Annotated in this window: 22 protein-coding genes; 17 read left to right on the plus strand and 5 right to left on the minus strand. The window is 73.6% G+C overall.

Annotated features, from left to right (window positions below; all coding sequences use genetic code 11):
- Nucleotides 1-27 precede the first annotated feature (27 nt).
- A complete protein-coding gene (locus tag ACF089_RS01170) occupies nucleotides 28-1,191 on the plus strand; it encodes a cysteine desulfurase family protein (RefSeq protein ID WP_392020148.1) in 1,164 nt (387 codons plus the stop codon).
- A gap of 152 nt (nucleotides 1,192-1,343) precedes the next feature.
- On the opposite strand, the gene ACF089_RS01175 is transcribed toward ACF089_RS01170, so the two are convergent.
- Nucleotides 1,344-2,063 (minus strand): N-acetylmuramoyl-L-alanine amidase, encoded by a 720-nt coding sequence (locus ACF089_RS01175; protein ID WP_392021541.1) that lies wholly within the window; start codon nucleotides 2,061-2,063, stop codon nucleotides 1,344-1,346.
- A 60-nt stretch (nucleotides 2,064-2,123) separates the two neighbouring features.
- On the opposite strand from ACF089_RS01175, the gene mnmA reads away from it, so the two are divergent.
- Complete coding sequence (gene mnmA / locus ACF089_RS01180) at nucleotides 2,124-3,248, plus strand: tRNA 2-thiouridine(34) synthase MnmA (RefSeq protein WP_392020151.1); 1,125 nt, start codon at nucleotides 2,124-2,126, stop codon at nucleotides 3,246-3,248.
- A 63-nt stretch (nucleotides 3,249-3,311) separates the two neighbouring features.
- Here mnmA and ACF089_RS01185 read toward each other — a convergent pair whose 3' ends face one another.
- The 3 genes from ACF089_RS01185 to ACF089_RS01195 form a co-directional block, all read right to left on the minus strand.
- Nucleotides 3,312-3,602 carry a DUF397 domain-containing protein gene (locus ACF089_RS01185; RefSeq protein WP_392020154.1) on the minus strand — a complete coding sequence of 97 codons (291 nt, stop codon included), beginning with the start codon at nucleotides 3,600-3,602 and terminating at the stop codon, nucleotides 3,312-3,314.
- A gap of 10 nt (nucleotides 3,603-3,612) precedes the next feature.
- The gene (locus ACF089_RS01190) at nucleotides 3,613-4,464 is read right to left on the minus strand and encodes a helix-turn-helix domain-containing protein (protein ID WP_392020156.1); all 852 of its coding nucleotides are present in this window, start codon (nucleotides 4,462-4,464) and stop codon (nucleotides 3,613-3,615) included.
- Between the two features lie 262 nt (nucleotides 4,465-4,726).
- Entirely contained in the window at nucleotides 4,727-5,530 is an 804-nt protein-coding gene (locus tag ACF089_RS01195) for an alpha/beta fold hydrolase (protein WP_392020158.1), read from the minus strand.
- A gap of 120 nt (nucleotides 5,531-5,650) precedes the next feature.
- On the opposite strand from ACF089_RS01195, the gene ACF089_RS01200 reads away from it, so the two are divergent.
- The 9 genes from ACF089_RS01200 (at nucleotide 5,651) to gatB (ending at nucleotide 16,726) form a co-directional block, all read left to right on the plus strand.
- Nucleotides 5,651-6,190 (plus strand): TIGR00730 family Rossman fold protein, encoded by a 540-nt coding sequence (locus ACF089_RS01200; RefSeq protein ID WP_392020160.1) that lies wholly within the window; start codon nucleotides 5,651-5,653, stop codon nucleotides 6,188-6,190.
- An 83-nt stretch (nucleotides 6,191-6,273) separates the two neighbouring features.
- On the plus strand, nucleotides 6,274-6,963 hold the full coding sequence (locus ACF089_RS01205) for an SDR family oxidoreductase (RefSeq protein ID WP_392020161.1): 690 nt from the start codon (nucleotides 6,274-6,276) through the stop codon (nucleotides 6,961-6,963).
- 102 nt (nucleotides 6,964-7,065) lie between these two features.
- Nucleotides 7,066-8,073, plus strand: coding sequence for a methionine synthase (locus ACF089_RS01210; RefSeq protein WP_392020163.1), 1,008 nt, complete (start codon nucleotides 7,066-7,068; stop codon nucleotides 8,071-8,073).
- Nucleotides 8,073-10,310 (plus strand): NAD-dependent DNA ligase LigA, encoded by a 2,238-nt coding sequence (gene ligA / locus ACF089_RS01215; protein WP_392020165.1) that lies wholly within the window; start codon nucleotides 8,073-8,075, stop codon nucleotides 10,308-10,310. The genes ACF089_RS01210 and ligA overlap by 1 nt, the downstream gene beginning before the upstream one ends.
- A 315-nt stretch (nucleotides 10,311-10,625) precedes the next feature.
- On the plus strand, nucleotides 10,626-12,815 hold the full coding sequence (locus ACF089_RS01220; protein WP_392020166.1) for a putative bifunctional diguanylate cyclase/phosphodiesterase: 2,190 nt from the start codon (nucleotides 10,626-10,628) through the stop codon (nucleotides 12,813-12,815).
- A gap of 349 nt (nucleotides 12,816-13,164) precedes the next feature.
- Entirely contained in the window at nucleotides 13,165-13,461 is a 297-nt protein-coding gene (gene gatC, locus ACF089_RS01225) for an Asp-tRNA(Asn)/Glu-tRNA(Gln) amidotransferase subunit GatC (RefSeq protein WP_392020168.1), read from the plus strand.
- A 7-nt stretch (nucleotides 13,462-13,468) separates the two neighbouring features.
- Entirely contained in the window at nucleotides 13,469-14,962 is a 1,494-nt protein-coding gene (gene gatA / locus ACF089_RS01230; RefSeq protein ID WP_392020169.1) for an Asp-tRNA(Asn)/Glu-tRNA(Gln) amidotransferase subunit GatA, read from the plus strand.
- Nucleotides 14,959-15,198 carry a hypothetical protein gene (locus tag ACF089_RS01235; protein WP_392020171.1) on the plus strand — a complete coding sequence of 80 codons (240 nt, stop codon included), beginning with the start codon at nucleotides 14,959-14,961 and terminating at the stop codon, nucleotides 15,196-15,198. Before gatA ends, ACF089_RS01235 begins: the two co-directional genes overlap by 4 nt.
- 16 nt (nucleotides 15,199-15,214) lie before the next feature.
- Nucleotides 15,215-16,726 (plus strand): Asp-tRNA(Asn)/Glu-tRNA(Gln) amidotransferase subunit GatB, encoded by a 1,512-nt coding sequence (gene gatB / locus ACF089_RS01240; RefSeq protein WP_392020174.1) that lies wholly within the window; start codon nucleotides 15,215-15,217, stop codon nucleotides 16,724-16,726.
- A 295-nt stretch (nucleotides 16,727-17,021) separates the two neighbouring features.
- Here gatB and ACF089_RS01245 read toward each other — a convergent pair whose 3' ends face one another.
- Entirely contained in the window at nucleotides 17,022-17,921 is a 900-nt protein-coding gene (locus ACF089_RS01245; RefSeq protein WP_392020175.1) for a hypothetical protein, read from the minus strand.
- 259 nt (nucleotides 17,922-18,180) lie between these two features.
- On the opposite strand from ACF089_RS01245, the gene ACF089_RS01250 reads away from it, so the two are divergent.
- The 6 genes from ACF089_RS01250 (at nucleotide 18,181) to ACF089_RS01275 (ending at nucleotide 26,507) form a co-directional block, all read left to right on the plus strand.
- Nucleotides 18,181-20,442, plus strand: a complete 2,262-nt coding sequence (locus ACF089_RS01250; RefSeq protein WP_392020178.1) for an MMPL family transporter — start codon at nucleotides 18,181-18,183, stop codon at nucleotides 20,440-20,442.
- Between the two features lie 23 nt (nucleotides 20,443-20,465).
- Nucleotides 20,466-21,044 (plus strand): GNAT family N-acetyltransferase, encoded by a 579-nt coding sequence (locus ACF089_RS01255; RefSeq protein WP_392020180.1) that lies wholly within the window; start codon nucleotides 20,466-20,468, stop codon nucleotides 21,042-21,044.
- Between the two features lie 61 nt (nucleotides 21,045-21,105).
- Nucleotides 21,106-21,726, plus strand: coding sequence for a hypothetical protein (locus tag ACF089_RS01260; RefSeq protein WP_392020183.1), 621 nt, complete (start codon nucleotides 21,106-21,108; stop codon nucleotides 21,724-21,726).
- Between the two features lie 359 nt (nucleotides 21,727-22,085).
- Entirely contained in the window at nucleotides 22,086-22,877 is a 792-nt protein-coding gene (locus ACF089_RS01265) for a GNAT family N-acetyltransferase (protein ID WP_392020185.1), read from the plus strand.
- 337 nt (nucleotides 22,878-23,214) lie between these two features.
- Complete coding sequence (locus ACF089_RS01270; RefSeq protein ID WP_392020188.1) at nucleotides 23,215-23,376, plus strand: hypothetical protein; 162 nt, start codon at nucleotides 23,215-23,217, stop codon at nucleotides 23,374-23,376.
- A gap of 71 nt (nucleotides 23,377-23,447) precedes the next feature.
- The gene (locus tag ACF089_RS01275; RefSeq protein ID WP_392021544.1) at nucleotides 23,448-26,507 is read left to right on the plus strand and encodes an AAA family ATPase; all 3,060 of its coding nucleotides are present in this window, start codon (nucleotides 23,448-23,450) and stop codon (nucleotides 26,505-26,507) included.
- The last annotated feature ends 67 nt before the right edge of the window (nucleotides 26,508-26,574 follow it).

The following is a 26,574-nucleotide window of genomic DNA, read 5'->3' on the forward strand; positions in this document are numbered from 1 at the left end:
GTACCGCCTCGTAGAATCGGGGCCACCATGGCTTACCTGGACCACGCTGCGACCACTCCCATGCTGCCGGAGGCCGTCGAGGCGATGACCGCGCAGCTCACCGTCACCGGCAACGCGTCGGCACTGCACGCCGCGGGCAGACGGGCCCGCCGGACCGTCGAGGAGGCGCGCGAGACGCTCGCCGAGGCGCTCGGGGCCCGGCCGAGCGAGGTGGTCTTCACCTCCGGCGGCACCGAGGCCGACAATCTCGCCGTGAAGGGGCTGTACTGGCAGCGGCGCGACGCCGACCCGGCCAGGACCCGGGTGCTGGCCAGCCCCGTCGAGCACCACGCCGTGCTCGACGCCGTCGACTGGCTCGCCGAGCACGAGGGCGCGACCGTCGAATACCTCCCCGTGGACGGCTACGGCCGGGTCCACCCCGAGGCGCTGCGCGAAGCCATCGAGCGCGACCCCGCCGATGTGGCGCTCGCCACCGTGATGTGGGCCAACAACGAGATCGGCACGATCATGCCGATCGCGGAGCTGGCCTCGGTGGCGCGCGAGTTCGACGTGCCCTTCCACTCCGACGCGGTCCAGGCCTTCGGCCAGACCGAGGTCGGCTTCGCCGGCTCCGGACTCGCCGCGATGACCGTCTCCGGCCACAAGATCGGCGGACCGTACGGCATCGGCGCGCTGCTGCTGGGCCGCGAGCACACCCCCGTACCGGTGCTGCACGGCGGCGGCCAGGAGCGGCATGTGCGCTCCGGCACCCTCGACGCACCCGCCATCGCCGCCTTCGCCGTCGCGGGCCGGCTCGCCGCGGAGCGCCGCGAGACGTACGCCCGCGAGGTCGGGGCCCTCCGCGACGAGCTGGTGACCGCCGTCCTCGCGGCCGTCCCCGACGCCGTCCTCGGCGGCGACCCGCACGACCGGCTCCCCGCCAACGCCCACTTCGCCTTCCCCGGCTGCGAGGGCGACTCGCTGCTCCTCCTGCTGGACGCCCAGGGCATCGAATGCTCCACCGGATCGGCCTGCACGGCCGGCGTCGCCCAGCCCAGCCATGTCCTCCTCGCCACCGGAACCGACCCGGAGCTGGCCCGGGGCACCCTGCGCTTCACCCTCGGCCACACCTCCGGCCGCGACGATGTGCGCGCGGTCGCCGAGGCGATCGGCCCGGCGGTGGAACGCGCCCGTACGGCGGGGCTGAGTTGAGCCCGGCCCGGCGGTACGGCTCGCTCCGGGCCGGTCCCCGCCGGGGAGCGGGCCCGTACGGACCGCGCTGAACCGGGCCCGGTCGTGGCGCGGGTCCCGTCGTGGAGCGGGTCCGGATCGGCGCGGGCCCGACCCGATCCGCGCCGCGCCCGCTACTCGGCGGCCCGCCGCCCCGAGGGCATCGCCGCGCGCACCAGCTTCAGATAGCGGTCCCAGTCCCAGTGCGGCCCCGGGTCGGTGTGATCCGTGCCCGGGACCTCCACATGCCCGATGATGTGCTCCCGGTCCACCGGCAGCTCATAGCGCGCGCAGATGCCCGCCGTCAGCCGCGCCGACCCCTCGTACATCGCGGCCGTGAAATCCTGCGGCCGGTCCACGAACCCCTCGTGCTCTATGCCGACGCTGCGCTCGTTGAACGACCGGTTCCCCGCGTGGAAGCCCACGTCCAGCTCCCGGATCATCTGGGCGACATGGCCGTCCTTCCGTACGACATAGTGCGTCGCCGCGCCGTGCCCCGGGTTCTTGAAGACCCGCAGGGCCGTCGGATAGCTGCCCTGCACCACATGGATGATCACCCGGTCGATCCGGAAGTCGTCCGGGCGGTCGGCCAGCCGCCAGTTCGCCGTCGAGGCGGCCGTCCACTCCGCGCCCGGGTGATCCAGCTCACCCTCCTTGCGCGGCTTGGCCACCCCGGGGACCTGCCACCACAGCTGACCCAGCTCCTCCCGCGCCACCACCCCGGCGCCCACGACGACCGCCGCGCCCCCGATCAGCACGCCCCGTCTGCCGATCCGCGGCCCGCCGCGGCCGCCCCCCTTCGAGGCCCCGCTCCGGCTCCCGCCGCCGGTCCCGCTCTTCGCTCTGCTTCCCATGAGCTGTTCAACGCGCATCCGAGCCTCCCCGGTTCCCCGGGCCCGTACCCTGGTAGGGCTATGACTCAGACTTCCCAGCGCCCCCTGCGCGTGCTCGCCGCCATGTCCGGCGGTGTCGACTCCGCCGTCGCCGCCGCCCGGGCCGCCGAGGCCGGGCACGATGTGACCGGCGTCCATCTGGCGCTCTCCGCGAACCCGCAGTCGTTCCGCACGGGCGCGCGCGGCTGCTGCACCATCGAGGACTCGCGCGACGCCCGCCGCGCCGCCGATGTGATCGGCATCCCCTTCTACGTGTGGGACCTCGCCGAACGCTTCCGCGAGGACGTGGTCGAGGACTTCGTCGCCGAGTACGAGGCCGGCCGCACCCCGAACCCCTGCCTCCGCTGCAACGAGAAGATCAAATTCGCGGCGCTGCTGGACAAGGCGCTCGCGCTGGGCTTCGACGCGGTCTGCACCGGCCACTACGCGACCGTGATCACCCGCGAGGACGGCAGCCGGGAGCTGCACCGCGCCGAGGACATGGCCAAGGACCAGTCGTACGTCCTCGGGGTGCTGGACGAGCGGCAGCTCGCCCACGCCATGTTCCCGCTCGGCGACACCCTCACCACCAAGGACGAGATCCGCGCGGAGGCCGAGCGGCGCGGTCTGGCGGTCGCGAAGAAGCCCGACAGCCACGACATCTGCTTCATCGCCGACGGCGACACCCAGGGCTTCCTCGCCGCCCGCCTCGGCGCCGCCGAGGGCGACATCGTCGACGAGTCCGGTGCCAAGGTCGGCACCCACGAGGGGGCCTTCGGCTTCACCATCGGCCAGCGCAAGGGCCTGCGGATCGGCCACCCCGCCCCCGACGGCAAGCCGCGCTACGTCCTCGACATCTCCCCGGTGAACAACACGGTCACGGTCGGCCCCGTCGAGGCCCTGGACGTCACCTCGCTGACCGCGATCAGGCCCCGCTGGTGCGGGAACGCCCCGGCCGGCCCCGGCACGTACACGGCCCAGCTGCGTGCCCACGGCGGCGAGACCGAGGTCACGGCCGCCCTGGCCGACGGCGAGCTGCGGGTCGACTTCGCTGAGCCCGTCCGCGGCGTCGCCCCCGGCCAGGCGATCGTCCTCTACGACGGCACCCGCGTGGTCGGCTCGGCGACGATCGCCACGACCTCGCGCACGGAAGCCCGGGTCGCCTAGCTTCTCCGGTCCTACCCCCGCGCCGCCGGAGCCGATGGTTCCGGCGGCCCGGGACCCGGTGCGTCAGCCGTCGGCGGCGCGTCCGGTCCCGCGCCCGGCTCCCGTCCCGCGCCCGGTCCCCTGTGCGGCTCTCCGCCCGGTCCCGCGTCCCCCTGCCCCGCGACCCCCTGCCCCGGGCTCGCTCCCGGCGAAGGTCACGAAGACGGCGAAGACGGAACGATCCGTCACGATCATCCGCGCCGGGCACCGGCTGTCCCTGATCGCTATCCCCTCCCCGGGGTCGACGGCCACCTCGATACAGGCGTTGCCGGATGCTTCGGAGAACGAGGACTTGAACCAGCGCAGGGTGGACAAGCGGTACCTCTTAGAGACTCCCGGCGATTTCGAGGATGAGGTCCCTCGACTTCTCCGGATTCAACGCGACCCGCTCCACCACGTCCAGGCGCGCACGGAAGTTGGCCAATTGCGCGGGGGAGTCGAAGAAGACCGCGCCGATCGGCGAATCGACTTCCACCGTGTCCAGAAGCGGATTCGCCGCCGACGCGTAGATCATCGTCTCTCCGGCCATCGGAAATCCCTCTGTCGCGAAAGGAATGACCAGCAGCCGCACATTCGGGCGAGCGCTCTCCTCCAGCAGCCGCAGCAACTGGGCCCGGGCGACCGGACGGCCGCCCACGCGCATGCGCAGCGCCGCCTCGTGGATCAGTCCCAGATACGGCAGCGCCGGATCGCGGGTGATCACTTCATGCCGGGCCCGGCGGTGCGCGATCCGCAATTCGATCTCCAGCCGGGGCAGCGCCGGAACGAACAGACCGAAAAGCGCGCGGGCGTGGTCCTCGGTCTGGAACAGACCTGGAATATGGGCCGTCTGGAGCGTCGTCAGCGCCGACGCGTGGTGTTCCAGCTCCGCCACGTCGAGAAAGTCCGGCGGGATCTTTCCCCGGTACTCGTCCCACCAGCCCTTGACGCGCCCGCCGGTCATCGCGGCCAGCGCGTCGACGAGTCCGGCGTCCGCGCACCCGTAGATGTCCGCGAGCCGGCGCAGCCGCTCCTCGCTGATGCCGAAACGGCCGGCCTCGATGTTCGAGATCATCGTGCGGTCCGCGCCGAGGCGCCCGGCCGCGACGGGCGCGGAGAGCCCGGCGTTCTCCCGCAGCCTGCGCAGTTCGGCGCCGAACCGGCGCTGACGGACGGTGGGGCTGTGCCTGGGGGCCATGGGGCAACTCCTCGCTCGCGCGCACAGTCTGCCGATCGGCGCGCGGCCGCCGTCCCCCGGGCCGCCACAGACCACTCGTTCCGGTGAGCCGCACGACACCGCGCCCCGCCGACCCGCCCCGCCGTGCTGCGCCGGGGGCCGCGCCCTCCGGCGGCCGCCCCGCGCGTGCGGCGCTCCCGGGCGGATCGACCCGCCCGGGCGGGTCCGGGCGGGCCGGAGTGCGGAGGCCGGCCCCGTGCCCGGCCCCCGCACCGTACGGAATTCACCCCTCCGCCGCGAAGAACCCCTCCAGCACCGGCGCCAGCACATGGGGCGCCACCTCGTGCGTCTGGCCCGTCAGGGTGCGGTGCCGGCCGCGCGGCAGGGCGAGGGAGACGAGCCGGGCCGCGTCCCGCATCCAGGGCGGGCTGGCCCCGCCGTCGACCACCATCACCCGGATCCCGACGCCCCGCAGCATCCCGACGGGCACCGACCCGTCGCCCATCACCTCATGGTCGTACGGAAGGGTGTGCGCCACCGCCTCCAGCTCCGCCCACAGGGGGGAGCCGCGCAGATGCCCCATGGTCTCGGTCGGCATCCCGGCCTCGCCGAGGAAGACCGCGAGCGCCTCCGAGCGGCGGCCCGCCGCCAGCAGCTCCCGCAGCCGGGCGACGTACGCGGCCGGGCGCGGTCCGGCCTGTACCGAAGGGGTGAACGGCGGCTCGTACACCGACAGCTGGGCGATCGGCGCCCCGGCCGCCGCCGCCCGCAGCGCCAGCCCGCCGCCCGAGGACATCCCGTGCACCGAGACGTCGTCGCCGACGTCCTCCAGCACGGCCGTCAGATCCTCGATCTCCCGCTCCACCGCGTAGGGCGCGGTGTCCCCGCTCGCCCCCCGGCCGCGCCGGTCGTAGGTGACGACACGGAAGCGCGGGGCGAGCAGCGCGGCGAGCGGCGCGTCCGTCGCCGCCGTGCAGAGCGCCCCGCCGACCAGCACCAGCGGCGGCCCCTCGCCCCGCTGTTCGTACGCGACGAGCGTGCCGTCCCCCGACCGCGCCTTGCTGAGCGTCCGGCTCATATTGTCCATGGCAGTGCTGACCGGCGCTCCGCGCCGAACTCATCGCCGCCGCGCGAGATTCTTTCCGCGGATTCGGCCCGGAGGGAAAACCCCCTGCGTACGGGGCTCCGCCGCGCCTACCGTGAGCCCATGAACATCTGTGTCTTTCTCTCCGCCGCCGATCTGGACGACCGGTACACCGGACCCGCCCGGGACTTCGCCGAACTTCTCGGGAAGGGCGGCCACACCCTGGTCTGGGGCGGCTCCGAGAGCGGGCTGATGAAGGTCGTCGCGGACGGCGTGCGGGCGGCGGGCGGCCGGCTCGTCGGCGTCTCGGTGGACTTCCTCTCCCATGTGGCCCGGGCGGACGCCGACGAACTGGTGGTCGCCGCCGATCTGGCCGAGCGCAAGGCGCTCCTGCTGGCCAGGTCCGACGCGATCGTCGTGATGGTCGGCGGCATGGGCACGCTGGACGAGGCCACCGAGATCCTGGAGCTGAAGAAGCACGGCAAGCACCAGAAGCCGGTCGTCCTGCTCAACACCGCCGGGTTCTACGACGGACTGAAGCGGCAGCTGCGGCGGATGGACGAGGAGGGCTTCCTGCCGCTTCCCCTCACCGAGCTGGTGTTCTTCGCCGAGGACGGCGTCGCGGCCCTCGCGTATCTGGAGGAGCAGGCCGGAATCCAGTAATCCGGGTCCGGGGCGGCCCGGGACCGCGGGATGCGCGGGTCCGGCGCGGTCCCGGGCGCGGACCGGGTGCGAGCATGGTCCCCATGGCAACACACCTGATCACCGGCTCCGGCTCCGGCATCGGCGCGGCGGTCGCCCGCCGGCTGCACGAGCGCGGCGACGAGCTCATCCTGCTGGCGCGCGACGCCGGGCGCGCCAAGCAGCTGGCGGCCGTCTTCCCCGGCGCCCACACCCTCGTCGCCGACCTCGCCGACCCCGACCGCATCTCCTGGGCCTTCTCCAAGCAGCCGATGCCGGACCGGCTCGACTCGCTGCTGCACATCGCGGGCATCGTCGACCTCGGCCCGGTCGGCGATCTGCGGCCCAAGACCTGGCACCAGCAGCTCAACACCAATCTCATCGCCCCCGCCGAACTCACCCGGCTGCTCCTTCCGCAGCTGCGCGCCTCCCACGGGCAGGTCGTCTTCGTCAACTCGGGCGCCGGGCTCGTCGCCCACGCCGAGTGGGGCGCGTACGCCGCCGCCAAGCACGGTCTGAAGGCCCTCGCCGACTCCCTGCGCCTGGAGGAGCGGGACAACGGGGTCAGGGTCACCTCCGTCTTCCCGGGGCGCACCGCGAGCCCCATGCAGGCCAAGGTGCACTCGCAGGAGGGCCGTGAGTACGACCCCGCCCGCTGGATCGACCCCGAGTCGGTCGCGACCGCGATCGTCACCGCGCTGGATCTGCCGCGCGACGCGGTGATCGAGAACATGACCGTGCGCCCGGGGCGCTGAGCCGACTCCCCGCGCCGGCCGTCCGCAGCCGTCCCCGCCGGGCCCGGGCGGGTCGCGCGCCCGTCCGGAGGGACCGGCCGGGACGCCGCGTACCCTTCCCGGGTGAGCGACAAGAGCGAGAAGCAGAAGTTCGGCTGGGGCCCCGCGACCGGTGTCGGGTCCATGCCCGGCGGCGACGCGCGGGAAGCGGCGAAGACCGTCACCGGTTCCTTCGAGACCTTTCCCCATCTGTTCGAGCTGCCCGCCCGGGGCCCCGGCGCCGACATGATCGGCCGGAGCCTCGGGCTGCTGGTCGAGATGTACGCCCGTGTCGAACCGAGCGGCTGGCGCCTCGGCGACCGGCCGGGACGCGACACCCGGCGCGCCCGCGCCTGGCTCGGCGAGGACCTCGACGCGCTGGAGGAGTACACCCAGGGGTACGAGGGTCCGCTGAAGGTCCAGGCCGTCGGCCCGTGGACGCTCGCCGCCGCGCTGGAGCTGCGCAACGGCGAGTCGGTCCTCTCCGACCCCGGCGCCTGCCGCGATCTCGCCGGCTCGCTCGCCGAGGGGCTCCGCGCCCATCTGACCGAGGTGCGCCGCCGGATCCCGGGCGCGCGGGTGGTGCTCCAGCTGGACGAGCCGTCGCTCACCGCCGTACTGCGCGGACAGATCCGCAGCGCCAGCGGCTACCGCACCCACCGCGCCCCCGACCGCCAGGTCGTGGAGTCGGCGCTGCGGGAGCTGATCGGCGAGGAGACGGCCGTCGTCCACTCCTGCGCCCAGGACGTGCCCTTCGCGCTGCTGCGCCGGGCGGGCGCGGCCGGAATCTCCTTCGACTTCGGACTCCTCACCGAGCGTGACGACGACGCCATCGGCGAGGCCGTCGAGGCCGGCGCCCAGCTGTTCGCGGGAGTGGTGCCGTGCACCGACGCCCCATTGTCGGACCCGGCAGGTAGCGTCATGGGGGTAAGGACGCTGTGGCGCAGGTTGGGGCTGAATCCGGGGACTCTCGCGGAGTCCGTGGTGATCACCCCGAGCTGTGGTCTGGCGGGTGCGTCTCCGGCGTACGCACGGGCGGCGCTCGCCCACTGCGTCACCGCCGCGAGATCGCTCGCGGACAACCCTGAGTAATGGGCGCCGGGACACGGGAGGACGAGACGGTGGCTGGCGAAGAGCGGACGGATCTGTCGGCGGGGGACGAGTCGGGGCTGCCCGCCGAGGCGCGGGAGCGCCATGCCGATCTGGCCGAACAGATCGAGGAGCACCGCTTCCGGTACTACGTGAAGGAGCAGCCGGTCGTCAGCGACAGCGACTTCGACCGGCTGCTGCGCACCCTGGAGGAGCTGGAGGAGCGGTATCCGGCGCTGCGGACGCCCGATTCGCCGACCCAGAAGGTCGCCGGGCAGTACGAGACGGATCTCGCCAAGGTCGAGCACCGCGAGCGCATGCTCTCCCTGGACAACGCCTTCGACGAGGAGGAGCTGACGGCCTGGGCCGAGCGCGTCGAGCGCGAGGTCGGATCGCCGGACTTCCACTTCCTGTGCGAGCTGAAGGTCGACGGTCTCGCGGTCAATCTGACCTATGAGAAGGGCCGGCTGACCAGGGCGGCGACCCGCGGCGACGGCCGGGTCGGCGAGGACATCACCCCCAATGTCCGCACCATCGCCGACATTCCCGAGCGGCTGCTCGGCGACGACGTCCCGGATCTGGTGGAGATCCGCGGCGAGGTCTATTTCCCGATGGACCAGTTCCAGGAGCTGAACGCGAGACGGGTGGCGGCCGGCGAGCAGCCGTACGCCAATCCGAGGAATTCCGCCTCGGGCTCGCTGCGGCAGAAGGATCCCCGGGTCACCGCGACCCTGCCGCTCCATATGGTGGTGCACGGCATCGGAGCCCGGGAGGGCTTCACCATCGACTGTCTGTCGCACGCCTACGACCTGCTGCGGGCCTGGGGTCTGCCCACCGCCCGGCACAATCGGGTGGTGGACTCCCTGGAGGGGGTGCGGGAGTTCATCGCCCACTTCGGCGAGAACCGGCACTCCATGGAGCACGAGATCGACGGCGTGGTCGTCAAGCTCGACGAGATCCCGCTCCAGGGGCGGCTGGGCTCCACCGCGCGCGCCCCGCGCTGGGCCATCGCCTGGAAGTATCCGCCGGAGGAGGTCAACACCAAGCTGGTGAACATCCTGGTCGGCGTCGGCCGCACCGGCCGGGTCACGCCGTACGCGCAGGTCGAGCCGGTCCAGGTCGCGGGCTCCGAGGTCGAGTTCGCCACGCTGCACAATCAGGACGTGGTCCGGGCCAAGGGCGTGCTCATCGGCGACACGGTGGTGCTGCGCAAGGCGGGCGACGTCATCCCCGAGATCCTCGGCCCGGTCGCCGATCTGCGGGACGGCTCCGAGCGGGAGTTCGTGATGCCGGCCGAGTGCCCCGAGTGCGGCACGGCGCTGCGGCCCATGAAGGAGGGCGACGTCGATCTGCGCTGCCCCAACGCCCGGTCCTGCCCGGCCCAGTTGCGCGAGCGGCTGTTCTATCTCGCCGGCCGTAAATCGCTCGACATCGAGCACTTCGGCTATGTGGCGGCGGCGGCGCTCACCAAGCCGCTGGAGCCCGCCGAGCCGCCGCTGACGGACGAGGGCGACCTCTTCGACCTCACGATGGAGCAGCTGCTGCCGATCCGGGCCTATGTGCTCGACCCCGACAGCAAGCTGCCCAAGCGGGATCCGAAGACGGGCGAGGACAAGACGGCCACGGTCTTCGCCAATCAGGAGGGCGAGGCCCGGAAGAACGCCGTCGCGATGCTGGAGAACATCGCGGCCGCGAAGACCCGTCCGCTCGCCCGGATCCTCACCGGGCTCTCCATCCGCCATGTGGGCCCGGTCGCGGCGGAGGCGCTGGCCCGGGAGTTCCGCTCGATCCAGCGGATCGAGGAGGCGAGCGAGGAGGAGCTGGCCGCCACCGACGGCGTCGGCGCGATCATCGCGGCCTCCCTCAAGCAGTGGTTCGCCGAGGAGTGGCATCAGGAGATCCTGCGCAAGTGGCGGGCCGCCGGAGTCCGGATGGAGGACGAGGGCGCGGGCGAGGAGTCGGGGCCCCGGCCGCTGGAGGGGCTGACCGTCGTCGTCACCGGGACGCTGGAGAACCACACCAGGGATGGCGCAAAAGAGGCCCTCCAGAGACTCGGCGCGAAAGTGACCGGTTCTGTTTCCAAGAAAACCGGGTTCGTTGTGGTCGGTGACAACCCTGGGTCCAAGTACGACAAGGCGATGCAGCTGAAGGTGCCTGTGCTGAACGAAGAGGGATTCGCCGTTCTGCTCACCCAGGGGCCGGACGCGGCCCGTGAGGCGGCTGTGCCTGCGGAGGCGTGACAAAGGGGGCGTGCGCGGTCGTCGGCGGCGACGGCCGCGCGAGGCCGAAAGCGCTCCGGAGGTCGGGATTCAGCCGCCTTCCGCGGCGGGAATCGACTGGTACATCGTCACCCGTTCGGCGCATAGCAGATGGATAAGGGTGGTCCGGTCGCATTCGGGCAAGAGCAGTAGAGCGATGCCCTTCAGAGCCTTTGGCGGCCTACTGTTGGGACGTGCGCCTGTCGTGCACGGCCGCGTGGTGGGATCTCAGTCGTGGTGGCATGACACATGGACCATCGCCAGGCATCGGCACCGCCGGCTGTGAGAGGGACGGGAATGGAACCGACCGAGAGCGCCGCCCCGGTCCCGCGGCCGCGTGGGCTCGCGGCCCTCGCGAGTCTGGCGGGCCTGACACCCGGGCTGCACACCGTCGTCGTCGCGGGAGCCGCGCTCGTCCTCGCCACCGGGATCTCCGGAGCGATGCGCGAGGACCGCGCGCTCTTCCCCGGCTCCACCGTGGGCTGGGCGTTCGCCGTGCTCACCGGGATCATCGTCGGCCATCTGGTGGCCCTGGGCCGCGACCGCTGGTGGGGCGGGACGGGCTCCGGCGCCGCCCTGACCATCGCCGCCCTCCTCCTCTACGGCTGGGTGCCCGCCGGACTCGTCAGCCTGGCCGTCGTCGCCCTGGTCGGCACGGTCCGCAAACACCGCTGGCGGCACGGCGTGCTGCACGGCTCCGTCGACATCCTCGGCATCGGCGCGGCGGCCCTGGTCCTCGCCGCCTTCGGGGCGTCCCCGACCGTCGAGCACCCCTGGGAGCCACTCGACTGGGGCATCGAGGCCGCCCCCGAGGTGATCCTCGCGGCCACCGCCTATCTCGCGGTGACCCGGCTGCTTCTGTGGTACGTGATGGCCCCCCAGGGCAGCGGACTGCCCACCATCGCCCGGACGGCCGTGCTGCGGCAGGGCCTGGTCGCGGTGGCCCTGCTCGGCATCGCCCCGCTGATCTGCGTCGTCGCGGCCGTGCTCCCGGTGCTGCTGCCCCTGTTCGCCATACCCCTGATCGCCCTCGACTCCACCCTCTGGATCGCCCGCGCCCGGGCCGAGGAGCAATTGCGCGACCCGCTCACCGGGCTGCCCAACCGGCAGTGGCTGCTGGAGCGGACCTGGGCCGCCCTGGAGGAGGCCGAGACCAACGGCGACCGCGCCGCCCTCGTACTGATCGACCTCGACCGCTTCCGGTCCGTGAACGACACCCTCGGCCATCTCGCGGGCGACCGGCTGCTGTTGCAGATCGCCCAGCGGCTGCGCCACGCCCTGCCGCGCGGGGCCGAGGCCGCCAGACTCGGCGGCGACGAGTTCGCCGTCCTCCTGCCGACGGCCGACTCCATCACCAGCGCCCAGCGCGTCGCCCGCCGGCTCGCCGTCGAACTCTCCTCGCCGCTCGACCTGGACGGGCTCACCCTCGTCCTGGAGGCCAGCGCGGGCGTCGCCGTCTTCCCCGAGCACGCGCTCGACGCCGAGGGGCTGCTGCGCCGCGCGGACGTGGCGATGTACCAGGCCAAGCGGGACCGCACCGGCGTCGAGGTGTACGAGTCCAAGCGCGACAGCAACACCCCCGACCGGCTCGGCCTCCTCGGCGATCTGCGTCGGGCGCTGGACGCCCGCGAGGTGGAGCTGCACTACCAGCCCAAGGTGCGCTTCGACGGCCAGGTCGCCGGGCTGGAGGCGCTGGTCCGCTGGGTCCACCCGGAGCGCGGCCGGGTGCCCCCCGACGAGTTCATCGCGATAGCCGAGTCCTCCGGCCTGATGCCCCATCTCACGGAGTACGTCCTCGACACGGCCCTCGCCCAGGTCGCCAAGTGGCGGGCCCAGGGGCTGAAGGTCCCCGTCGCCGTCAACGTGTCCCCGCGCGACGTCCACACCCCCGGCTTCGCCGGCTCCGTCGCCGCCCGGCTCGCCCGGCACGGCGTGCCGCCGGGAGCGCTCCAGCTGGAGATCACCGAGCACGTCCTGCTGGAGGATCCGCAGCGGGCCGCCGACACCCTGGCCGGTCTCACCGACCACGGGGTGAAGATGTCCCTCGACGACTTCGGCACGGGCTACTCCTCCCTCGTCCATCTGCGCCGTCTTCCGGTCAGCGAGCTGAAGATCGACCGTTCCTTCGTCGCCCGGCTCGCCGTGGACACCGAGGACGCGGAGATCGTCCGCTGCACCGTCGACCTCGCGCACTCCCTCGGTCTGCTCGTGGTGGCCGAGGGAGTCGAGGACGACGAGACCTGGGAACGGCTGCGCGATCTGGGCTGCGACGCGGTGCAGGGCTGGCTGGTCGCCGCCGCCATGCCGCCGCAGGAGACCACCGCCTGGCTGCGCGCCCGCGGCGAACGGGGCTGGCACCGCCACCCCCAGCCCGAGCCGGAGCCCCAGCCCCCGTCGCCGCCCCAGCTCCAGCCCGGCCCCCAGCTCCAGCCGCCGCCCCCGCACCCCTCCGGCGCCGACGAGCCCTCCGGCCAGGCGGTGCCCTGACCGGGCGGACCGCCGCCCCGCGCCCCGGGCGCCGCCGCCCCGGCCGGACCTCCCGCGCCCCGGCCCCGCCGCCCCGGCCGGCTCCCGCGTCCCGCGTCCTCGCAGCCCCCGCCGTACCCCGCCCGCGGCCCCGGACGAGCCCGGCGCCGTCCACCGCGGAAGGCCGCGCCAGGTCCGCACCCGCGCGTTACGCGGCCCGCACCCCGTCCGTACGCGGTCCGCACCCGGGCGTTACGCGGCCCGTGCGCGCCCCGTCCCCGGCCTCGTGGGGCGAACCGTTTCGTGGTCAGCGCCCCTCGCCCCATAGGATTGACTCAAACCACACACACTCACCCCAGAGGATCGCTGCATGCCTGGCATTACGCGCGAGGAGGTCGCCCACCTCGCCCGGCTGGCGCGTCTGGAGCTGTCCGGCGACGAACTCGACCATTTCGCCGGTCAGCTCGGCGACATCATCGGCGCGGTCGCCCGCGTCGCCGAAGTCGCCGACCAAGACGTACCCCCGACCTCCCACCCGCTGCCGCTGACCAACGTCATGCGCGCGGACGAGGTCCGTCCGTCGCTCACCCCCGCGCAGGCGCTCTCCGGCGCCCCGGCCCAGGAGCAGCAGCGTTTCAAGGTGCCGCAGATCCTGGGGGAGGACTAACCACATCATGACGGACATCATCAAGCTCACCGCGGCCGAGATCGCCGCGCGGATCGCCGCGGGCGACCTCACGGCCGTCGAGGTCACCGAGGCCCACCTCGCCCGTATCGACGCGATCGACGAGAAGGTCCACGCCTTCCTGCACGTCGACCGGGAGGGCGCGCTCGCGCAGGCCCGCGCCGTGGACGCCAAGCGCGCCGCGGGCGAGAAGCTCGGCCCCCTCGCGGGCGTCCCCCTCGCGCTGAAGGACATCTTCACCACCGAGGGCGTCCCCACCACGGTCGGCTCCAAGATCCTCGAAGGCTGGATCCCGCCGTACGACGCCACCCTGACGCGCAAGCTGAAGGAGGCCGGCGTCGTCATCCTCGGCAAGACCAACATGGACGAGTTCGCCATGGGGTCCTCCACCGAGAACAGCGCGTACGGCCCCACCGGCAACCCCTGGGACCTCACCCGGATCCCCGGCGGCTCCGGCGGCGGCTCCAGCGCGGCCCTGGCCTCCTACGAGGCCCCGCTCGCCATCGGCACGGACACCGGCGGCTCCATCCGCCAGCCCGCGGCCGTCACCGGCACGGTCGGCGTCAAGCCCACCTACGGCGGCGTCTCCCGCTACGGCATGGTGGCCTTCTCGTCCTCCCTGGACCAGGGCGGCCCCTGTGCCCGTACGGTCCTGGACGCGGCCCTGCTCCACGAGGTCATCGCCGGTCACGACCCGCTCGACTCCACCTCCATCGACGCCCCGGTCCCGCCGGTCGTCGAGGCCGCCCGCAACGGCAGCGTGGAGGGCATGCGCGTCGGCGTGGTCAAGCAGTTCCGCGGCGAGCACTACCAGGCCGGCGTGATGCAGCGCTTCGACGAGGCCGTCACCCTGCTCAAGGGGCTCGGCGCCGAGATCGTCGAGCTGGACTGCCCCTCCTTCGACCTGAGTCTCTCGGCGTACTACCTGATCGCGCCCTCGGAGTGCTCCTCCAACCTGGCCCGCTTCGACGCCATGCGCTACGGCCTGCGGGTCGGCGACGACGGTACGAAGTCGGCCGAGGAGGTCACCGCCCTCACCCGTGAGGCCGGTTTCGGCGACGAGGTCAAGCGCCGGGTCATCCTCGGCACGTACGCGCTCAGCTCCGGCTACTACGACGCGTACTACGGCAGCGCCCAGAAGGTCCGCACGCTCATCAAGCAGGACTTCGACCGGTCCTTCGAGCAGGTGGACGTGATCGTCTCGCCGACGACCCCGACCACCGCGTTCCCCATCGGCGAGCGCGCCGACGACCCGATGGCGATGTACCTCGCCGACCTGTGCACCATCCCGACCAACCTGGCCGGCAACGCGGCGATGTCGCTGCCCTGCGGCCTGGCTCCGGAGGACGATCTCCCGGTCGGACTGCAGATCATCGCCCCCGCCATGAAGGACGACCGGCTCTACAAGGTCGGTGCCGCCGTCGAGGCCGCCTTCGTGGAACAGTGGGGTCACCAGCTGCTGGAGGAGGCACCGTCACTGTGAGCGCACTGACCAAGGCCAAGGGCTTCAAGAAGTCGAAGGCCGGCACGTATCTGTCGATCGGCACCACCGCGTTCGGCGCGCTCGGCGTCCTGAAGCAGGTGAAGCTGGCCCGCAGCGAACACGACACGCTCCGGCTGATCGATGCCGCGATCACCGGCGCCGCCATCGTCACGGGCGTCGCCCTGCTGGTGCGCGAGCTGAAGCGCCTCGGCGACGACGACGTTCTGTTCGGCTGAGAGGGAAAGTTTCACCGTGACCGTCACTGAACTGGTGTCGTACGAGGCGGCCCTCGCCGGCTACGACCCCGTCATGGGCCTCGAGGTCCATGTCGAACTCGGTACCAAGACCAAGATGTTCTGCGGGTGCTCCACCGAGCTGGGCGCCGAGCCCAACGCGCAGACCTGCCCCACCTGTCTCGGTCTGCCCGGCTCGCTCCCGGTCGTCAACGCGATCGGCATCGAGTCCGCCATCAAGATCGGTCTCGCGCTGAACTGCGAGATCGCCGAATGGTGCCGTTTCGCCCGGAAGAACTACTTCTATCCGGACATGCCGAAGAACTTCCAGACCTCGCAGTACGACGAGCCGATCGCCTTCAACGGCTATCTGGACGTCCAGCTGGAGGACGGCGAGGTCTTCCGGGTGGAGATCGAGCGCGCCCACATGGAGGAGGACACCGGCAAGTCGACCCACGTCGGCGGCGCCACCGGCCGTATCCACGGCGCGTCCCACTCCCTGCTGGACTACAACCGCGCGGGCATCCCGCTCATCGAGATCGTCACCAAGCCGATCGAGGGCGCGGGCGCGCGGGCCCCCGAGGTCGCCAAGGCGTACGTCTCCGAGCTGCGCGAGCTGATCAAGGCGCTGGGCGTCTCCGAGGCCCGGATGGACAAGGGCCAGATGCGCTGCGACGTCAATCTCTCCCTGCGCCCGAACGGCACGGAGAAGTTCGGCACCCGCAGCGAGACCAAGAACGTCAACTCGCTGCGCAGCGTCGAGCGCGCCGCCCGGTTCGAGATCCAGCGGCACGCCGCGGTGCTGGAGTCCGGCGGCACGATCGTCCAGGAGACCCGTCACTTCCACGAGGACGACGGCTCCACCACCTCCGGCCGGATCAAGGACAACGCGGAGGACTACCGGTACTTCCCGGAGCCCGACCTCGTCCCCGTCGCCCCCTCCCGCGAGTGGGTCGAGGAGCTGCGGACGGGTCTGCCCGAGCTGCCCCGGGTGCGCCGCAACCGGCTCCGCGAGGAGTGGGGCGTGTCCGAGCACGACATGCAGTCGATCCTCAACGCGGGCGCGGTCGATCTGATCGCCGCCACGATCGAGGCGGGCGCCCCGGCCGACCAGGCGCGCAAGTGGTGGATGGGCGAGCTGGCCCGTAACGCGAACGAGTCCGGCCGTGCGCTGGACGAGCTGCCCATCACCCCCGCGCAGGTCGCCCGGGTCACCGCGCTGGTCGCCTCCGGCGATCTCAACGACAAGCTGGCCCGCCAGGTCATCGAGGGCGTCCTCGCGGGCGAGGGCGACCCGGACGCGGTCGTCGACAAGCGCGGTCTGAAGGTCGTCTCCGACGAGGGCGCGCTCGGCGCCGCCGTGGACGAGGCCATCGCCGGGAACGCGGCTGTCGCGGACAAGATCCGCGGCGGCAAGGTGGCGGCCGTGGGCGCGCTCGTGGGCGCGGTCATGAAGGCCACCCGCGGTCAGGCGGACGCCGCCCGCGTCAAGGAGCTGATCCTTGAGCGGCTCGGCGTGACGGAGGGCTGAGCCTCTCCCGTACACGACGCGCGGACGGGGGCGGCCCGCACCACCACGGTGCGGGCCGCCCCCACACGTATCCCCGCCCCCACACGTATCCCCGGCCCCCGCGCGCACCCCGGGGCTCCCGTGCCCCGGCCCCGGCCCCCGCGCGCACCCCCGGGCTCCCGCGCGCCCCGACCGCACCCCCCCCGGCTCCCCTGAGCGCCCCCGCCTCCCGCCCGTACGCGCGACCCGGAGGAGCGCCCCCCACGGCCGCCGAGGGACCGCATCCGCCCGTACGGCGCACCCGCCCGGGCTCCGCTCAGTGCCGGATGCCCAGCCCCGGGAGCAGCAGCTCGCCCCGGTCCTTGCAGCTCACGTCCCGTGCCCGCAGCTCCTTGGGCCCGGTGGTGCCCCGGGCTCTCAGCTCGGCCAGCGCCAGCCGGGCCGCCTCCGCCGTCTCCGGCCGCTCCGGATCCGGGAACTCCGCCTGCCACCACCCCCGGTCGCGCGAATGCCAGCCGCGCGAGCGCATCAGCGCGGCGCGCTCGGGCGTGTCCGCGCCGTCCCGGTCGTCCACCGAGACATGCAGCCCGTCGGCCAGGGCGTAGGAGATCTGGAGCCGCCGGCCCCGGTCGGCCGCGCTCGTCAGCGAGAACCCCGCCCAGTCCCCGCCGGCCTGCACCGGCAGCTGCTCGACCCAGGCGGCGAGCATCAGCTCCAGCGCGCTCGCGAAGTGCTCCAGCGAGGACGCCGTCCGCCCGCCGACCCGCTCCGCCGGGCGCTCGCCGGGACCCGAGCGGTCCAGCTGCCACAGATAGGGCAGCAGATCGAAGTCGTGCGGCTCGTCCGCCGACCACGCGCCGCCCCAGTCGAAGGTGCGCGCCTCCGCGGCCTCCAGCGCGTCGGTGTCGTGGACGGAGAGCCGGGCCCGGTGGAGATCGCCGGCCAGCAGCACGATCCGCCTGGCGTCGCGCCAGCGGACGCTGGGGCCGTGCGCGGAGCCGCCGTACAGCGTCGGCTCGCCGATCCGGGCGACGACCGCCTCGTACACCCGGCGGAAGGACTCGCGCCGCTCCCGCAGCGGGGCTCCCGGGGCATGGGAGAGCACCGGGAGGGATCCGTGCCCGGCGGTCGCCGAGGGCGCGTCGTACAGGGTCAGGGCGTACTCCCCGGCTTCGCCGGGCGGCAGGATCGGCTGGTCGGTCCCCGTCGTCTCCATGCCGTCCATCGTGCCAGCCCGCGCCGACAACGACCGCCGCCCGCCCGGGTGTTTGTCGGGACCGGGCGGGAGCGCGATGGGCGAACGACGGGAGCGCGTCGGTGCTCCGCCCGCCGGGCTTCCTGTGAATAAGCCCACGAAACACCAGCAAAGAGGTACAAGGCGGCGATTGGCTGACAGAGTGAGCGACCACAGGTCATGAGTTCTTTTCGGGCTGTTCACGATCAAAGATCCACGAACCACCCAGGGAGCGAGTCCGTTGGCAGCCATCGCCCGATGGTGCATCGCGCACCGAGGACTCACCGTGCTGATCTGGATCCTCGCCTGCGCGGGCGTCTCGGCCGCCGCCGGAGCCGCCGGAACGGCCTACTCCAACGACTACGACGCCCCGGGCACCGAATCCGGCCGCGCCGCCCAGCTGCTCGACCGGGGCTTCCCCGGCAGCGGCGCCGAGGGACTCACCGTCGTCTGGCACACCGAGGACGGCACCGTCCGCGCCGACGCCGTCCGCGAGCCCGTCGAGCGCATGCTCGCGTCGGTCGCCGGCCTCGAACCGGTGGCCGCTGTCAGCGGCCCCTACGAGACCGGACCCGACGACGCCCGGCGATCCGAGGCCGCCGCGCGCGTCAGCCCCGACGGGCGCACCGCGTACGCCACGGTCACCTTCGACCAGCGGGCCGAGGACGTCCCCGCGCCCCGCGTCGAGGAGCTGGTGTCCCTCGCGCGGTCGGCCGCGACCGACCGGATCCAGGTCGAGGTGGGCGGCCCCGCCGTCGGAGCCGTCCAGGCCCCCGAGGGGCATCTCGCCGAGGCCGTCGGCGTGTCCGTCGCCGCCGTCGTCCTCTTCCTCGCCTTCGGCTCCGTCGTCGCGGGGCTGCTGCCCATCGCCACCGCCCTCGTCTCCGTCGGCACGGCGTACGCGGGCACCGTCCTGCTCGGCCATGTCATGACCGTCGCCGACTTCGCCCCGATGCTCGGACTGCTCATCGGGCTCGGCGTCGGCATCGACTACGCCCTCTTCATCGTCACCCGCCACCGCACGGGGCTGCGCGCCGGGCTGCCGGTGCCGGAGGCCGCGCTCACCGCCGTCGCCACCACAGGGCGCGCGGTGGTCTTCGCCGGAGCCACCGTCTGCGTCGCGCTGCTGGGGATGCTCATCCTGGGGCTGAACTTCCTCAACGGCGTGGCGATCGCCGCCAGTCTCACGGTCGTCCTCACCGTCGCCGCCTCGGTGACCCTGCTGCCCGCCCTGCTCTCGTACGCCGGAGCCCGGGCGCTGAGCGGCCGCGAACGGCGGCGGCTGCGGGAGCGCGGGCCGCGGCCCGAGACCAGGACCGGGCTCGCCGCCCGCTGGTCGGCGCTGGTGGAGAGGCGGCCCAGAACGCTGGGGGCCGTCGCCGCCGCCCTGATGATCGTGCTCGCGCTGCCCACCCTCTCGCTCCATCTCGGCACCTCCGACCAGGGCAACGGCCCGGCCGGCTCCACCGCCCGCCAGGCGTACGACCTGCTGGCGCACGGCGGTCCCGGCGGCGACGCCGCCTCGGGCGCGGGCTTCGGCCCCGGCGTCAACGGCCCGCTCACCCTCGTCGCCCGCGTCGACGACCCGGCCGGCCGGGCGGCGATGGACGGGCTGCCGGACGCCCTGCGCGACGCCCGGGGCATCGCCTCGACCGGCCAGGTCGCCTACAACGAGGCCGGGGACACGGCGCTGCTCACCGTCGTCCCCGAGACCGCGCCCCAGTCCAAGCGGACCAGCGAACTCGTCGACCGGCTCCGCGCGGATCTGCTGCCGGCGGCCACGGCGGGCTCCGGACTGACGGTCCACGTCGGCGGGGTGACCGCGAGCTACGACGACTTCGCCCAGGTCGTCGTCGGCAAGCTCCCGCTCTTCGTCGGCGTCGTCATCGCGCTCGGCTGCCTTCTTCTGCTGCTGGCCTTCCGCTCGATCGCCGTCCCCCTCAAGGCGGCCGTGATGAACGTGGCCGCCGTCGCCGCCTCCTTCGGCGTCGTGGTCGCGGTCTTCCAGTGGGGCTGGGGCAGCGAACTGCTCGGCCTCGGCCGCGCGGGCCCGATAGAGCCCTTCCTGCCGGTCGTCATGGTCTCGGTGCTCTTCGGCCTCTCCATGGACTACCAGGTCTTCCTGGTCAGCCGGATGTACGAGGAGTGGCTGGCCACGGGCGACAACCGCCGGGCGGTACGGGTCGGGCTCGCCGAGACCGGCCGCGTCATCAACTCCGCCGCGGTGATCATGATCTCGGTCTTCCTCGCCTTCGTGCTCACCGGCGACCGGGTCATCGCCATGTTCGGCATCGCCCTCGCCGCCGCCGTCGCGCTGGACGCCTTCGTCCTCCGCACGCTGCTCGTCCCGGCCCTGATGCATCTGCTCGGCGGCGCGAACTGGTGGCTCCCGCGCGGACTGGAGCGACGGCTGCCGAGGTTCAGCATCGAGCCGCCCCATTCATCCGAATATGCGAAGATTCCTCAGCGGCGCACGAGTGAGGACGACCGGCTCGTGCCGTAGACCGGCCCGGAGGAAAGACCATCATGTTCGCGACACCCCTGGAATCCGCCGACGGCGCGCACGCGGAGCTGCGCCCTCTGGAGCCGTGGCGGGCGGCCGAGTTCCTCGCCCACATCGACCGGGGCCGGGAGCACATCGGCCGGCACATCGGCCTCCCGGACGCCGTCGGGGACCTCGACGCGGCCCGCGGCTATCTCCAGTCGTACGCCGACAAGCAGGCGTCCGACGGCGGACGGATCCACGGCATCTGGCTGGACGGAACCCTCGTCGGCGGAGTGCTCTTCCGCCTCTTCGACGCCGAGTCGGGCAGCTGCGAGGTCGGCTGCTGGCTGGAGCCCGCCGCCGTCGGCCGCGGACTGATCACCCGGGCCGCCGGAGTGCTGATCGACTGGGCGGTCGAGGAGCGCGGAATTCACCGGATCGAGTGGGTCACCCCGTCCGGGAACGCCCCCAGCATCAGGGTCGCCGAGCGCCTGGGCATGCGACGGGACGGCGTGCTGCGGGAGTCCTATCCCTACCGGGGCGTACGTCACGACATGGAGGTCTGGTCGGTGCTGGCCCCCGAGTGGCGCGCCCGCCGCGCGGGTCAACAGGACGCCTGACCCGCCCCGGCCGGCCCGTCCGTTAAGGGGACTCTCAGACAGGCCGCCTACCGTGCGCCCAATGAACCCCACGGACACCGACAAGACCACCGACGACACCGCTGCCGGCACCGCCCCCGCCGCCACCACCACACTGAGCAAGGACAAGGACGCGGAGAAGGCCCCCGCCGACGCCGGGAGCACGGCGGACGCGACGCCCGCGAACTCCCCCGAGGAGGGCGCGCAGGCCGAGGCCGCCGCGGACGCCGGCAACGACGAGGACACGGTGGATCTCGACGAGTCCGACGAGGCCCCCCGCGAGTCCTCCGGACTGCTGGCCTCCGCCGCGGGCGTCGTCGCCGCCGGACTGTCCGTCATCGGTCTGAGCGGCAGCTGGGTCGGCACGATCGCCGCCGAGCGCCAGTCCCTCGTGGGCCGCTTCGAGACCTCCCAGAGCGCCACCCCGGCCGAGCAGATCTCCGCGCTCTACGGCGACGCCTGGCACACCACCGCCCTGATCAACGGCGTCTTCGCCACCCTCGCGGTCATCATCGGCCTCGCCGTCCTCGCCCTGCCGCGCCAGGCCGGCTGGGTCCGCGCCGTGGCCGCCGGCGGAGCCGCCCTCGGCGGTCTCGGCCTCCTGGCCGCGATCGGCATGTACGTCGACATCCTGCCCCTGCCCGACGGCACCGGCGGCAACTAGGGCCTCTCTTTCGGATCTTGCCGGGCTCGCGCGCCCTGGCACCGCACTCCCCCTGCGCCTGGCGGCGCGGTAGGTGCCCCCACCCTGCGCCCAGCGGCGCGGGAGGCGCCCCCACCGCATGGACTCATTCCTCCGCCTCGCGATGCACGGCACCAGACCCCGCTCCCTGATCCGGCCTGATCCAAAAGAAAGACCCTAGGCGCACCGCCAGCGCCCGGCGCCCTCAGGCCCGTACACCCACACCCGTACACCCCTACGCACGCCGACCGCTCGCCGCGCCCCGCACGGCGCGGCACGGTACGGCCCCGCGCGGCGAATCCCGGTGGTGCCCGGCCCCCGGCCGGTGTTCCACTGGGCGGATGGATCACGACGAGACACTCGCCCTGTTCGACCGCCTCACCCGCCGGGACGCCGTCGCCGACAGCCCCGGGGCCCGGGTCGAGCGGGTCGGCCCGGTGGTCCGCCAGACCGGCGGCGCGAACGACTGGAACGGCGTCCTCTGGTCGGATCTCGACGCCGGCACGGCCGACGCCGCCATCGCCGCCCAGATCGCCCACTTCGCCGCGCTGGGACGGGACATCGAGTGGAAGCTCTACTCCCACGACCTCCCCGTCGACCTGGGCGAACGTCTGGAGGCGGCGGGCTTCGCCGCCGAGCCCGCCGAGACCCTCATGGTCGTCGAGGCCGCCGCCCTGGACACCTCGGCACGGCCCCCCGAGGGCGTCCGGCTCGTCGACGTCACCGACGCGGCCGGCGTCGAGCTGATGATCCGCGCCCAGGGCGAGGCCTTCGGGGACAGCCCGCCCCGGCTGCGCGAACAGCTGCTGGGACAACTGGGCCTGGACACCTCGGTGCTGACCGTGGCCCTCGCCGGGGACCGCCCGGTCTGCGGGGCCCGGACCGAGCTGGACCCGGCGTCCGGATTCGCCGGACTCTGGGGCGGCGGCACCGTCCCCGACTGGCGCGGCCGCGGCGTCTACCGCGCGATGGTCGCCCACCGCGCCCGGATCGCCCTCGCCCGGGACCACCGCCACCTGAGGGTCGACGCCTCCGACGAGAGCCGCCCCATCCTCGAACGCCTCGGCTTCACCGCCCTGAGCACCACCACCCCCTATCTCCTCCCGGCCCCCGCCGCCCGCCGCGCGCCCTAGGGCCTCTCTTTCGGATCTTGCCGGGCTCGCGTGCCCTGGCACCGCACCTCGCCGCGTTGTCGTCAATCGCCGATGCTCCGCATGGACTCATTCCTCCGCCTTGCGATGCACGTCACCAGGCCCCGCTCCCTGATCCGGCCTGATCCAAAAGAAAGACCCTAGCGGCTCAGGGCCTTAGACCGCGCCCGGACCCGGCCCCCGCGGGAACCCGGCGTCTAAGGACCCTCCCCGGAGGAAGATCCGGCACCCTCCCCATGCGGAGCCCCCCACTGGCGGACGAGATTGGAGGCACGGCGGACGAACGCCGCCGGCACACCGATCCACCAGGGGGCATCCCATGTACCAGTACCGACTCCAGGAACTCCGCAGGGCCGAACTCGTCCGGCAGGCCGACGACTTCCGGCTCGCCCGCCGGATCCGCGCGGCCCGCCGTTCCCGTACCGACCGCGAGCCCCGCCCAGGACCGCCCGGCGGCGAACGGTACGTACGAGCCGCCTGACCGCGGACACCGTGCTCAGCGGCGTCCCGGCCCCGCTCGCCGGCCCCGCCGGACTGTCCGCGCACTGTGCGATGCTCGGCGGTGTGGAGACCAGATCCGTCAGTCCCGTGTTCGTGGGCCGCGCCGACGAGCTGTCCGCGCTCACCGGCGCGCTCGGCCTCGTCTCGGGGAGCGCCCTGGCCCCGGCCTCGCCGCAGACGCTGCTCGTCGGCGGCGAGGCCGGGGTCGGCAAGACCCGGCTCATCGAGGAACTGCTCGCCGAGGCCGGCCGCCGGGACGCGGTCGTCGCGGTCGGCGGCTGTGTCGAGGTCGGCGCGGACGGACTCCCGTTCGCGCCCTTCTCCACCGCCCTGCGCGCCCTGGAGCGCCGGCTGCCCGGCCGGCTCGCCGAGGCCGCCGAGGGCCAGGAGGACGAGCTGGCCCGGCTCCTCCCGGAGCTGGGCCGCCACCCCCGGAGCGGCCACGGGCGGTACGACGAGGAGGACACGGCCCGCCTCTTCGAGCTGACCGTACGGCTCCTGGAGCGCATCGCCGCCGAGCGCACGGTCGTCCTCGTCCTGGAGGACATCCACTGGGCGGACGCCTCCACCCGGCACCTCCTCTCTTACCTCTTCCGCACCCTGCGCCGGGGCCGGCTCCTCTGCGTCGCCACCTATCGCTCCGACGACGTCCACCGCCGCCATCCGCTGCGCCCCTTCCTCGCCGAGATGGACCGGCTGCGCACCGTCCAGCGGCTCGAACTGACCCGGTTCACCCGGGGCGAGGTCCGCAGCCAGCTCGTCGGCATCCTCGACGCCGAACCGGAACCGGCCGTGGTCGACCGGGTCTTCGACCGCTCCGACGGCAATGCCTTCTTCGTCGAGGAGCTGGCCCGCAGCATGGCCGAGGGCAGCACCTGCGGACTCTCCGACTCCCTCCGCGACATCCTGCTCGTCCGCGTCGAGGCGCTCTCCGACGACGCCCAGCGGGTCGTCCGCGTCGTCGCCGAGGGCGGCTCCACCGTGGAGTACGGACTGCTCCTCGCCGTCGTCCGGCTCGGCGAGGACGACCTCATCGAGGCCCTCCGGGCCGCCGTCGGAGCCAACATCCTGCTGGCCACCCAGGACGGCGACGGCTACCGCTTCCGCCACTCCCTCGCCCGCGAGGCCGTCAGCGACGATCTGCTGCCCGGCGAGCGCTCCCGGATCAACCGGCGGTACGCGGAGGTGCTGGAGGCCGACCCCGCCCTCGTCCGCCGGGACGAGCGCGCCACCCGCCTCGCCGCGTACTGGTACCACGCGAGCGTCCCCGCCAAGGCCCTGCCCGCCGTGCTCCGCGCCTCCGTCGACGCCCGGCTCCGCCACGCCTACAGCGAGCAGCTGCGCCTCCTGGAGAGGGCCATGGAGCTGTGGGACACCGTCCCCGACGAGATACGGGCCGGGCTGCGGCCCCTCGACCACGCCGAGGCGTATCCCGCCTGCGGCTGCGACCCCGAGACCACCCCCCTGCGCTTCCTGGACCTGATGGCCGAGGCCGCCGTCGCCGGCCGGCTCAGCAGCGAGCGGGAACGCGCCCTGAAGATCACCAAGCGCGGCCGGCAGCTGGCGGTGGCCGAGGGCGACCCGCTGCGCGCCGCCTGGTTCTCCGTCGAATGCTCCCGGCTGGTCTCCGCGCTCGGCCGCGGCGACGGCTGGGCCGAACTGGCCGAGGCCCAGGAGCTGGTGCGCGGACTGCCGCCGTCCGCCGTCCACGCGGAGGTGCTCGCCGAGGCGGCCGGCTGGCGGCGGCTCCACACCCCCGGCCCCGACACCCTCCCCATCGCCGAGCGCGCCGTGGAGTACGCCCGGATGGTCGGCGCGGAGGACATCGAGCTGCGCGCCCGGTTCATCCTCGGCGTCCTCATGGTCGAGGCGGGCGACACCGACGCCGGGCTCGCGGAGATGCGCGCGGTCCGCGACCGCGTCGTCGCCCGGGGTCTGCCCACGCTCATCGGACGCATCCATGTGAACCTGCCGGCCGTCCTGGAGAGCGTCGGCCGCTCACAGGAGGCCGTGGACGTCATGGCCGAGGGGATCGATCTCACCCACCACTACGGACTGCTGGACTCCGAGGCGTGGATCCTCGGCAATCTCGCCGAGTCCTGCTACGCCCTGGGCCGCTGGGACGAGGCGCACACCGCCGCCGAGCGCGGCCTCCACATCGGGCTGAGCCCCAAACCCCGGGGGAACGCGGCCCTTCGGCTCGCCCTCCTCGCCCTCGCCCGGGGCGACGCCGAGGCGGCCGCCCGGCGGCTCGCGGCGGCCCGCGCCCACTTCGGGGAGAACGACCCCATGCCGCAGAGCCTGCTCGCCATGGCCGCCGTCGCGATCGGGGTCGCCGCGGCGGAGGGGCGCGTCGACGAGGCCCGCGCCGAGTTCCGCCGCGCGGCGGAGGCCGGTCTCGCGCCCGGCAGCCAGCGGTACGCCTGGCCGCTGCTCGCCGCCGCCGCGTCCCTGGAGGCCGACACCCGAGGACTGCCCGCGGCGGACGAGGGCCGCGCCGGGGCGCTGGAGCTGATCCGCCGGGCCGCCCGGCCGCTCGCCTCCTCGATCCCCGTCTGGGCGGCCCACGAGCGATGGGTCCGCGCCGAACTCCTGCGCGCGGAGGACCGCGACACCGCAGCGGACTGGGCGGAGGCCGCCGAGGCCTTCGAGGACGTCGGCTTCCCCTACGAGCGCGCCGTCGTACGGCTGCGCTGGGCGCAGGCCCTGCTCCCCTCGGACCGCGCCCGCGCCGCCGAACTGCTGCGCCGCGCCGACGGCACCGCGCGGCGGCTGGGCGCGCGCCGGCTGTCGGAGGAGACGGCCCTGCTCGCGCAGAGCGCCCGGGTCCCGCTCACGGAGGGGACGCCCGCGGAGCCCGATCCCGCGCCCGCGACCCGGCCGGGTCCGGCGCTCGGGCTCACCCCGCGCGAGGAGGACGTGCTCCGTCTGGTCGCGGCGGGCCGGAGCAACCGGCAGATCGCGGCGGCGCTGTACATCTCGCCGAAGACCGCGAGCGTCCATGTCTCCAACATCCTCGCCAAGCTCTCGGTCTCGGGCCGGGGCGAGGCGGCCGCCCTCGCCCACCGCCTCCGCCTCTTCCCCGCCGACGACCGTCCGGCCCCGGCCTGACACCCGGAGCGGGCCCGGGCCGCATGCCGCCCCGGCCCGGGCCCGCTCCGGGTTTTCGGCGGACCGT

It is taken from the genome of Streptomyces sp. NPDC014894 (assembly GCF_043080985.1).
Taxonomy (GTDB): domain Bacteria; phylum Actinomycetota; class Actinomycetes; order Streptomycetales; family Streptomycetaceae; genus Streptomyces.

Excerpts from the sequence above, each read along its gene's own strand:
- ACF089_RS01170 (WP_392020148.1), top strand. The coding sequence starts at position 28 with ATGGCTTACCTGGACCACGCTGCGACCACTCCCATGCTGCCGGAGGCC.
- ACF089_RS01175 (WP_392021541.1), bottom strand. The coding sequence starts at position 2,063 with ATGGGAAGCAGAGCGAAGAGCGGGACCGGCGGCGGGAGCCGGAGCGGG.
- mnmA (WP_392020151.1), top strand. The coding sequence starts at position 2,124 with ATGACTCAGACTTCCCAGCGCCCCCTGCGCGTGCTCGCCGCCATGTCC.
- ACF089_RS01190 (WP_392020156.1), bottom strand. The coding sequence starts at position 4,464 with ATGGCCCCCAGGCACAGCCCCACCGTCCGTCAGCGCCGGTTCGGCGCC.
- ACF089_RS01195 (WP_392020158.1), bottom strand. The coding sequence starts at position 5,530 with ATGGACAATATGAGCCGGACGCTCAGCAAGGCGCGGTCGGGGGACGGC.
- ACF089_RS01200 (WP_392020160.1), top strand. The coding sequence starts at position 5,651 with ATGAACATCTGTGTCTTTCTCTCCGCCGCCGATCTGGACGACCGGTAC.
- ACF089_RS01205 (WP_392020161.1), top strand. The coding sequence starts at position 6,274 with ATGGCAACACACCTGATCACCGGCTCCGGCTCCGGCATCGGCGCGGCG.
- ligA (WP_392020165.1), top strand. The coding sequence starts at position 8,073 with ATGGGCGCCGGGACACGGGAGGACGAGACGGTGGCTGGCGAAGAGCGG.
- ACF089_RS01220 (WP_392020166.1), top strand. The coding sequence starts at position 10,626 with ATGGAACCGACCGAGAGCGCCGCCCCGGTCCCGCGGCCGCGTGGGCTC.
- gatC (WP_392020168.1), top strand. The coding sequence starts at position 13,165 with ATGCCTGGCATTACGCGCGAGGAGGTCGCCCACCTCGCCCGGCTGGCG.
- gatA (WP_392020169.1), top strand. The coding sequence starts at position 13,469 with ATGACGGACATCATCAAGCTCACCGCGGCCGAGATCGCCGCGCGGATC.
- ACF089_RS01245 (WP_392020175.1), bottom strand. The coding sequence starts at position 17,921 with ATGGAGACGACGGGGACCGACCAGCCGATCCTGCCGCCCGGCGAAGCC.
- ACF089_RS01255 (WP_392020180.1), top strand. The coding sequence starts at position 20,466 with ATGTTCGCGACACCCCTGGAATCCGCCGACGGCGCGCACGCGGAGCTG.
- ACF089_RS01260 (WP_392020183.1), top strand. The coding sequence starts at position 21,106 with ATGAACCCCACGGACACCGACAAGACCACCGACGACACCGCTGCCGGC.
- ACF089_RS01265 (WP_392020185.1), top strand. The coding sequence starts at position 22,086 with ATGGATCACGACGAGACACTCGCCCTGTTCGACCGCCTCACCCGCCGG.
- ACF089_RS01270 (WP_392020188.1), top strand. The coding sequence starts at position 23,215 with ATGTACCAGTACCGACTCCAGGAACTCCGCAGGGCCGAACTCGTCCGG.
- ACF089_RS01275 (WP_392021544.1), top strand. The coding sequence starts at position 23,448 with ATGCTCGGCGGTGTGGAGACCAGATCCGTCAGTCCCGTGTTCGTGGGC.